Below are 1,932 nucleotides of genomic sequence, written 5' to 3'. Positions count from 1 at the left end.
GCGGTCCATGGCCTCGTTCTCGCCGTCGGGCTCCATCCGCTGGGTGAGATCGCCGGCCGCACACTGCTGCATGATCTGGGCGTACTCGTCGGCCTTCTCTTGAAGATAATTCGACATCTCCATGGCCTCCGCTCGGGACACTTCCGCCTCCTTGCGGGCCTGCTCGGCCTCTTCGATCTGCTCGCTGAGCGCGTCGCGCATGTTGGCAAACCCCTGGTAGAGACGGCCGATCTGATCGTCACGTGGCGAGTACAGGTCTACGTCCAGGTTGCCTTCCTCCATCTCCTGTGCTTTCCCCTTCAGCCGGTCGACGGACTTCGCGGTGTTACGGCCGAGCACCGCGCCGAAGACGCCGATCAGGAGCACACCGACGAGCGTCGCCATCAGCGACTGATTCGACACAGCTTCCACGTCCCCGTAGGCGACGTTCTTGTTCGTGTGCACGAGTGCGACCCAGTCGAGTTCGATCGAATCCTGTCCGCTGAGCGTGACACTATCGACCCGTGACGCACCGACGACGTATTCCTTGCCGTCGAGATCGTACTGTCCGCCCTGGTCCCACTCGGAACCCGCAAGGACACCGCTCGCGGCTGTCGTGGATGCCTTCCCGACGCGTCCGTCGTCTTGTCCGCGAGCATCGACAATCGGCTGCCCCCACTGGTCGTACGTGTGGAGTTGGTCGTGGATGTTGCTGCCGTACCCTTCCATGATGATCCGGTTGTTCCCGTCGACGACCATCGCGACACCGGATTCCAGTCCACCGCCCAGCGTTCCGGCCGCGTATGCCTTCGTCGAGACGGCATAGACGAGTGCTCTGTCACCGTCTTCGACAGCAGTGCTGACGGGTGAGAGATACGCGACGTGGACGCCCTCGAAACCACTGCCCCCCTCGTCACTAACGTAGGCGTTAGTTTGCTTGACACTCGTCCCGCTACTCAGATCCTGGAGTTCGAGCGCGACTGTCTCGTTGAGGTCGGTCAACGCTAGCGTGTTGTTGCTGCTAGCATCTACGTACGCTGATCGAGCCCCGTCCGTCGTCGCAACGATCTCTTCGTTCGTAAGATCTACGTAGTGGATGACGACCTCTCCTGGCCAATCATCGTTTCTGGCAGTCTCGTCGCGTAACCACTCCTGTACTTCCTCGTCCGTCTTGTTCTCTAGCAGCCTGCTGATCTGCATCGCCTCCTTCGCGTCGTTCTCGACCCACGTCCGGACGCCGTCCGCGTCGCTCGCCGCGAGGTTACTGTACTGCTCGTTGACCTGGTTGTGAAACTCGTCTTTGACGAGTTCGGAGCCGGCGTATCCCGCCGCACCGACCGACAACCCGATTATCAGAAGTGCAATCCCGAACTTGATCGCAAAACTACGCCGGATGAACCCCGGTGTTAGCTTCCGTACGATTCCCATGAGTCCGCCGCCTGCTGAGCTCTCAGCTGATTCGTCCGGTTCACTGCTCATAGTTGATTTTCAACATTTGTCAAAGTCGTCTCCTGTTTCGATCCGAATGACACACCACATATGCTTCCGCCTGTCACGAGTTGATCAGTAGCCAGCGACCGTCCGCAGGACGCTCGCTCGACCGACCATAGGATCGGATTGATGCAGTCCCCAAATAAGATTTGCCATACAGTATCGCGTGTTGAAATGAGGATTTGGAACGCAATCTCACGTGTGGAATAGGCCATTGACCGACAGGCCGGGCACGCTGGACTATCCAGAGATATCGGCATCAATTGCCGCTACTATGCGAGACGGTCACTCGCCGCAGACCGAGAGCGTTCTAACAAGCTTCATATTCCCCGAGAATCCACTTCCAAGGTATGCGTAATAGACTCGACGACTGGTTTTCGGCGGACGCGGAGGGGTACAGCGATGCGTAACGCGAAAATCGTCTGTACGCTCGGGCCAGCGTCAGACTCGACCGAGGAGATC

At 58.9% G+C, this 1,932-nt stretch carries 1 protein-coding gene; it reads right to left on the bottom strand.

Annotated features, from left to right (window positions below; genetic code table 11):
* Positions 1-1,407 (bottom strand): HAMP domain-containing protein (locus OB916_RS16885; RefSeq protein ID WP_315910466.1); only part of this gene is annotated, 1,407 nt, incomplete at its 3' end.
* Positions 1,408-1,932: the final 525 nt, after the last annotated feature.

The sequence above is a fragment of the Halapricum hydrolyticum genome (assembly GCF_025517535.1).
Classification (GTDB): domain Archaea; phylum Halobacteriota; class Halobacteria; order Halobacteriales; family Haloarculaceae; genus Halapricum; species Halapricum hydrolyticum.
Note: the sequence above shows the minus strand (reverse complement) of the source record. Positions and strands in the feature narration are given on the sequence as shown.